Consider the following 6,840-nt stretch of genomic DNA (forward strand, 5'->3'; position numbering starts at 1 on the left):
GTATAGTAATAATGAATTTTATTTTCATTAATTTTTCATAAAAACAAAAGCATTTATTAATATTGAGTAGTGTTTTTTTCTTTATTAAATAAAACAGGTAAGTTTAATAATTAAATTACTCTTTGATTGTGTATATTTTCATTATTATATTTCAAATGTTATTTTATGGTAACTGAAATGAAAAAAATTCACCATAATCACTTTATAGAGGTAGTTATGCCAGATTCCCCTATGAATATTTTTTCTCTATGGGAAGCAATATTATTACATCATTAGATATGCTTTATTGTTTTTCCGTTGTTACTTTTCGGAAAAACTACGTATATACTAATCTAACTTCAAGATGCGTGTGATTTCTCCCAAATATTTTTATAGCGCCAAAGTTGTCACAAGTACCTAAATAGGTTTTCATAATACTGAGAGTATCAGATGCTGGCGTTCCTTGCCTCGCACGGAGTAAGGAATACTGCTATCATTTTGAAACGCTATTTAGTTAGGTGTGTTATCAAAATAAAGAATGCTATGCTTGGTAAGAAATGAATGACTGGCAGATTGCTATTCTACCAGTCAAAGAGATCAGGCTGAATACAATTAGTTATAGATCGGGTAAATTTCGGCCATAGTAGATTTCTTGTATCTCCTGCTTAAGTAAACGAATGATTTCTTTCTTTTCCGTTTCACTCAAGTCTTCTGCTGTGGTATTGAACAAATATTCATTCAGATCAAATTCTTTCAGCATCATTTTAGTATGGAAGAGATTTTCCTGAAAAATATTCACATCAAGCATATGGTACTGAGATTGAATCTCTTCTGTCACATAATTCTGGATAGAGCTAATTTCATGGTCGATATAGTGTTTTACGCCATTAATATCTCGGGTAAAACCACGAACACGATAATCCATCGTCACAATGTCAGATTCCAATTCATAAATCAGATAATTCAGTGCCTTAAGGGGAGAAATGACACCACAGGTTGATACTTCAATATCTGCCCTGAAGGTACATATGCCGCCATTTGGATGGCTTTCTGGATAGGTATGTACACAGATATGGCTTTTGTCCAAATGGGCGACGACAGAATCAGGAAGTGGGCCAGGGTTTTCCGTATTATCTACCAGCTTGGGATCAATGGGTTCTTCACTCATCAGAATGGTAACGCTCGCCCCTTTTGGATCGTAGTCTTGGCGAGCAATATTAAGAATGTTTGCACCAATGATTGAACAGGTTTCACTGAGAATTTCAGTTAAGCGGTTGGCATTATATTGTTCATCAATGTACGCGATATAACTGTCGCGATCGGCTTTCGTTTTTGCATAACAGATGTCATAGATACAGAAACTCAAGCTTTTTGTTAGATTATTAAAGCCGTGCAATTTCAGTTTGCGCAATTTAATTCACCTCCCGGTTAATGGGTGATTATTGGTTTCCAGATAGGGCATTCAGTAAGTATTGCGGCAGTGCAAAACTTCCTGTATGTACGGCGGGTGTGTAGTAACGGCAAGTTATGGCCGCATCTTCAAAGCGTTGTTGTAGCGTTGTCAGAGGTACCTGACGCAAGGCAGAATTCTGGGTTGCCCATGCAAATGTCATGATCCCACCGTAATAAGTTGGAATGGCAGCCTGATAAAAACTGCTGTCCGCAAAATAGTGGCTTAACTTTTTATGGCTGTTAACGGCCTCATCTTGCTGCAGGAAACAAACACCATTTTGGGCAACAAAAATACCACCTTCGTTTAGGCAATTAGCGCAGCCTGCATAGAAGTCAGAAGTAAACAGGCTTTCACCCGGTCCATCAGGATCGGTACAATCAGAAATGATAACATCAAATTTTTCAGATGTGGTTTTGACAAAATTAACACCATCGTCAATCACCAGCTTGAAACGGGGATCGCTATAGGCCCCTGCGTTATGGTTTGGCAAATATTGGCAGCAGAATTCGACCACACCAGCATCAATTTCTACCATTGTAATATTGTCGAGATAGCGATGACGGCAAACTTCACGCAGCATCCCGCCATCACCACCGCCAATGATTAACACTTTTTGGGCTTGGCCGTGCGCAAATAGCGGTACATGGGCCATCATTTCATGATAGATAAACTCATCGCGCTCTGTGGTTTGAACCACACCATCAAGTGCCATGATGCGGCCTAGTTCTGTATTTTCAAAAATAATGAGATCTTGATGTTCTGTTTTATCGTGATAAAGCACGTTCTCAACGGCGAAATACTGACCGAAATTGGGATGCAACGTTTCATACCAAATTTCTTTTTGTGACATGTTCCGCTATTCCTCCATTGTGATCTTCGTCGGCATTGGCTGCACATAGTAGCCAATAATTTACATTGTTGTCACTTAGTTTCAACATGAAATTAATCTTGGAAGTATTCAAAAGGAATTATTTTATATAAGAGAGCAGGCTGAGGGAGTTCTTTGCAAGAGAACGGCATTTAACCTCATGAGGCAGGTTGATTCCCTTTAAGTCTTTGTAACCTAATTGATTTAGTTTCTGCATTAACTGACTATCATAGTTACTGAGATCCCACTTGTTACGTTGGGCAAAATAGATGATTGTACGTTTAATTTGAAAATCTGGGATGTGGCTATAGCCGCAGTCATGTTTTAGATAGATATAGACGGCTGTCAGATCGGCGAGATCTTCAGCTTCATTCTCAGACAGCGCTATTGCTGGTTGAGCAAAACTAAACAGAGCCAGAATGTACGCGAATAGGGCAATTTTTTGCATAATTTCTATTATACTGATTTTCTACCGTTTTGCTTAAATTAACATATTAATATCTTTGTTAGCCAAACTTTATTTGCTTCATTTTAATAAAATTGCCGTTTTTTCTGCCGGTGAGAAAATCGGGTTGTATGCTAACGAACAGGTTTGTTCTGATGGCAGAGAGTGTTAATTTATGCGCTTGGTGAGTTTATCCGGCAACACGCCCCCGCATTTCTATCTAAAAGTCAGACCAATCAGAGAAAGCATACGTAGTGCATCCGTTTTATTTTTTGGCGCTATCTGAAATTTAAATAATGTAATTATTTGATTTTGTTTAAGAATAGACGTTAATCACAATTTTATTGATGGGCTTTTACTCATACTAGAATCCATAAATATTCCTGTTGTATCCTGTTCAATTCATCCGATATTTATCGGAAGTCAGATCACAGGAGACACGGTGTCACACGTTATCTACTTATCACTGGCATAAACATTCGTGACGTCATATCAATAGCTTTCGACGCAATACGTCGCAACCTATTCACAAGGTTGTAACATTTGGCATGTTGACCTACTTACAAACAACGATCTTTGCCGATAGACATTCATCTAAACCCAGCTTCCTCTTTTACCGCAATCGATACCTTCTGGTATACTTCGCCAATATTTTGTTCTCATGTTTTCTTATGTGTGCGTATTTGTGCGGCGAACTGTGTATCAATCGGTGTATCAATTTTAAAGAATTATCACATAATCAGACATGAATTTGTTATTAAAACAACTGGTTATCTTAATGAAGAAACATATTGTAGAAGTAATGATCTCCGAACAGGAGATTAAGCAACGTATTGCTGAGCTGGGGCAACAGATTACAGAGCATTATCGTAATAGCGATCGTGAATTAGTGTTGATTGGCTTGTTGAGAGGATCGTTTATCTTTATGGCAGATTTATGCCGTGAAATTCAGGTTCCTCACGAAGTGGATTTTATGACTGCATCCAGCTATGGCAATGAGATGAGTTCTACCCGCGATGTGAAAATCCTCAAGGATCTGGATGAAGACATTCGTGGTAAAGATGTGTTGATCGTTGAAGATATTATCGACTCGGGCAATACTCTGAATAAAATCCGCGAGATTCTGGCACTGCGTGAGCCTAACTCACTGGCGATTTGTACTTTGTTGAACAAACCTTCTCGTCGCGAAGTCGATGTTCCCGTTGAGTGGATTGGTTATTCAATTGAAGATAAATTTGTTGTCGGTTATGGCATTGATTATGCACAGCGTTATCGCCATCTGCCTTATATCGGGCATGTTACCTTGCTAGAAGATTAATATTGAGAGCAAATGGCAGCCTTTCTGCTGCCATTTAATTAATAAGTTGTCTTTGGGACGGTTATTTTGTCTGGGATAATTTGGAAATAGCCTGACGGTAATTAAGTTCCAACTTTTCACGGCTGTCAGCGGTAATATCCAGATCATGTAATTCACCATCCTTCAAACCATATACCCAACCGTGGATCATCACTTTCTGCCCGCGTTTCCATGCGGATTGCATAATGGTTGAGTGGCCAAGATTGTAAACCTGTTCAATGACATTCAATTCACACAGGCGATTTAGTCTGTCGTTAGGAGGTAACTCACCAAGCATGGAACTGTGTTTGTACCACAAATCACGGATATGGAGCAGCCAGTTATTGATTAAGCCCAATTCAGTGCCATCCACGGCAGCTTCAATACCACCACAACCGTAGTGACCACAGATGATGATGTGTTCAACCTGTAAAACATCAACGGCATATTGTACAACAGATAAACAGTTTAAATCGGTATGGATAACGAGGTTAGCGACGTTTCGATGAACAAAAAGATCGCCGGGGGCTGCATCAATCAGTTTTTCGGCAGGTACTCGGCTATCAGAGCAGCCTATCCACAGAAAATGAGGTTTTTGCGCTTTTGATAATTCCTTGAAGAAAAGCGGATTTTCTTCGTTTACGGATTTTGACCACTGTTTGTTCCTGGCAAACAGCTCTTCAATTTTTCTCATCATAACTAATAGCCTGATAACATTTTTGAGATAGAATCATATACAACATTAATTGAGAATTTAATATTTAATTGAAGAATGTTTTTTATTTTACCCCCTGCCATTGCTAAGAAACAGGGGAAAAATAATGGCATAATTTCTATTTTTCAGCAGTCAGCAATTGCAAATAATAAAGGGTATTTTTTACTTATGGCTTACGCATTGGAATTGAGGCAGCTCACGAAAGTCTATGAGAGTGGAGTAAAAGCGCTGCGGGGAATTGATTTGCGTGTCGAAGCAGGCGATTTCTACGCACTTTTGGGGCCAAATGGTGCGGGGAAATCCACCACGATAGGTATTATTAGTTCCTTGGTTAATAAAAGTGGCGGTAAGGTTAAGGTCTTTGGTTACGATATCGATATGGATCTCGTTAGTGCCAAACGGCAGCTTGGCCTTGTTCCACAGGAATTTAATTTCAACCCATTCGAGACGGTGATTCAGATCGTATTAAACCAGGCGGGATATTATGGTGTTCCGCGTAATGTGGCGCAGGAGAGGGCGGAAACCTACCTTACTCAATTGGATCTATGGGAAAAACGTAACGAGCGGGCAATTCGTTTATCTGGTGGTATGAAACGACGTTTAATGATTGCCCGTGCTTTAATGCACCAGCCAAAATTGTTGATTCTCGATGAACCTACAGCGGGAGTGGATATCGAACTGCGCCGATCTATGTGGGAATTTTTGAAAGAATTAAATGAGCAGGGAACCACGATCATCTTGACGACACACTATCTTGAAGAAGCTGAGATGTTATGCCGTAACATCGGCATTATCCAACATGGTGAGCTGGTGGAAAACACAAGCATGAAAAACCTGCTTAGCCAACTTGAAAGTGAAACATTCTTACTTGATTTAGTCACCCCGAAAGGAACAAAACCTGTCGTGGAAGGTTACGATTACCGTCTGGTTGATGCAGTAACGCTGGAAGTGGATGTAAAACGCGGGCAGGGATTAAATGATGTTTTCTCCCAGTTAAGTACGCAGGGCATACAAATCAGCAGCATGCGTAATAAAGCTAATCGCCTGGAAGAGTTGTTTGTCGGATTAACCAATAATAATCAAGGGGACAGGTAATGATCCAACTATATTGGGTGGCTCTGAAAACCATTTGGATTAAAGAAGTTACTCGTTTTGGTCGTATTTGGGTACAGACATTACTGCCGCCAGTGATCACAATGTCCCTTTATTTCGTTATCTTCGGCAATCTGGTTGGTTCCCGCATTGGTGAAATGGGGGGATTTGGCTATATGCAGTTTATTGTGCCTGGGTTGATCATGATGTCAGTGATCACCAACTCTTACGCTAACGTTTCTTCATCTTTTTTTGGTGCTAAGTTCCAGCGCAGCATTGAAGAAGTGCTGGTTGCGCCGGTTCCAACCCATGTCATCATTGCTGGATTTGTAGGGGGTGGAGTCGCTCGTGGGGTATGCGTTGGTATCTTGGTGACATTGGTTTCCCTATTATTCGTACCGCTGCAGATACATTCATGGGGAATGGTGGTTATCACTTTACTGGCAACGTCGATTCTATTTTCGTTGGCGGGGCTATTGAATGCCATTTTTGCGAAAACGTTTGATGATATTAGTATTATCCCAACATTTGTTTTGACTCCGTTGACCTATTTGGGGGGCGTATTCTATTCCCTTACTCTGTTGCCTACTTTTTGGCAGATAGTGTCAAAGCTTAACCCGATCGTCTATATGATCAGTGGCTTCCGTTATGGTTTTCTCGGTATTATGGATGTTTCTCTGGCGATGACATTAGGTATGTTGGGGATCTTCATTGTTGGATTTTATCTATTAGCTTGGTATCTCATTGAATCAGGGCGAGGGTTAAGAACTTAATAGCCCAAATTTAATACTCCGCCGTTAATTACGGCGGAGTAGATATACGCATTAAAAATTTACAACACTAACGCGATGCTCGACTTTAACACCCAATAACGAGAGTTTGTTGAAGCCAATCGCGTTGTTTTTTACCTTGTTTAAAGTTGGCAAAAATACCTAATGTGTGAGAAAGCAGC

General features: G+C 39.9%; 7 protein-coding genes and 1 pseudogene. 3 read left to right on the forward strand and 5 right to left on the reverse strand.

What is annotated here, in order from left to right:
- Positions 1 to 595: 595 nt before the first annotated feature.
- The 3 genes from speD to IQ211_RS17190 form a co-directional block, all read right to left on the reverse strand.
- Entirely contained in the window at positions 596 to 1,396 is an 801-nt protein-coding gene (gene speD / locus IQ211_RS17180; RefSeq protein WP_189760784.1) for an adenosylmethionine decarboxylase, read from the reverse strand.
- 22 nt (positions 1,397 to 1,418) lie between these two features.
- A complete protein-coding gene (gene speE, locus IQ211_RS17185; protein ID WP_189760778.1) occupies positions 1,419 to 2,282 on the reverse strand; it encodes a polyamine aminopropyltransferase in 864 nt (287 codons plus the stop codon).
- Positions 2,283 to 2,400: 118 nt separating this feature from the next.
- Positions 2,401 to 2,748, reverse strand: coding sequence for a YacC family pilotin-like protein (locus IQ211_RS17190; RefSeq protein ID WP_189760777.1), 348 nt, complete (start codon positions 2,746 to 2,748; stop codon positions 2,401 to 2,403).
- 775 nt (positions 2,749 to 3,523) lie between these two features.
- Here IQ211_RS17190 and hpt point away from each other — a divergent pair.
- Positions 3,524 to 4,063: a hypoxanthine phosphoribosyltransferase gene (gene hpt, locus IQ211_RS17195; RefSeq protein ID WP_189760776.1), complete on the forward strand. Its 540-nt coding sequence runs from the start codon at positions 3,524 to 3,526 to the stop codon at positions 4,061 to 4,063.
- A 61-nt stretch (positions 4,064 to 4,124) separates the two neighbouring features.
- Here the strand turns inward: hpt and can are convergent, their stop codons facing one another.
- Positions 4,125 to 4,778: a carbonate dehydratase gene (can, locus tag IQ211_RS17200; protein ID WP_099116848.1), complete on the reverse strand. Its 654-nt coding sequence runs from the start codon at positions 4,776 to 4,778 to the stop codon at positions 4,125 to 4,127.
- A gap of 186 nt (positions 4,779 to 4,964) precedes the next feature.
- Between can and IQ211_RS17205 the strand changes: the two genes are divergently transcribed.
- Positions 4,965 to 5,891: an ABC transporter ATP-binding protein gene (locus IQ211_RS17205; RefSeq protein WP_189760775.1), complete on the forward strand. Its 927-nt coding sequence runs from the start codon at positions 4,965 to 4,967 to the stop codon at positions 5,889 to 5,891.
- Entirely contained in the window at positions 5,891 to 6,661 is a 771-nt protein-coding gene (locus IQ211_RS17210) for an ABC transporter permease (RefSeq protein WP_189760774.1), read from the forward strand. Before IQ211_RS17205 ends, IQ211_RS17210 begins: the two co-directional genes overlap by 1 nt.
- 85 nt (positions 6,662 to 6,746) lie before the next feature.
- Here IQ211_RS17210 and IQ211_RS20225 read toward each other — a convergent pair.
- Positions 6,747 to 6,840 (reverse strand): annotated as a pseudogene (locus IQ211_RS20225) (IS982 family transposase); the annotation flags it as partial.

The sequence above is a fragment of the Xenorhabdus griffiniae genome (assembly GCF_015163655.1).
Classification (GTDB): Bacteria; Pseudomonadota; Gammaproteobacteria; order Enterobacterales; family Enterobacteriaceae; genus Xenorhabdus; species Xenorhabdus griffiniae.

Coding starts and splice junctions, on each gene's coding strand:
- IQ211_RS17190 (WP_189760777.1), bottom strand. CDS start 2,748: ATGCAAAAAATTGCCCTATTCGCGTACATTCTGGCTCTGTTTAGTTTT.
- can (WP_099116848.1), bottom strand. CDS start 4,778: ATGATGAGAAAAATTGAAGAGCTGTTTGCCAGGAACAAACAGTGGTCA.
- IQ211_RS17210 (WP_189760774.1), top strand. CDS start 5,891: ATGATCCAACTATATTGGGTGGCTCTGAAAACCATTTGGATTAAAGAA.
- IQ211_RS17205 (WP_189760775.1), top strand. CDS start 4,965: ATGGCTTACGCATTGGAATTGAGGCAGCTCACGAAAGTCTATGAGAGT.
- speE (WP_189760778.1), bottom strand. CDS start 2,282: ATGTCACAAAAAGAAATTTGGTATGAAACGTTGCATCCCAATTTCGGT.
- hpt (WP_189760776.1), top strand. CDS start 3,524: ATGAAGAAACATATTGTAGAAGTAATGATCTCCGAACAGGAGATTAAG.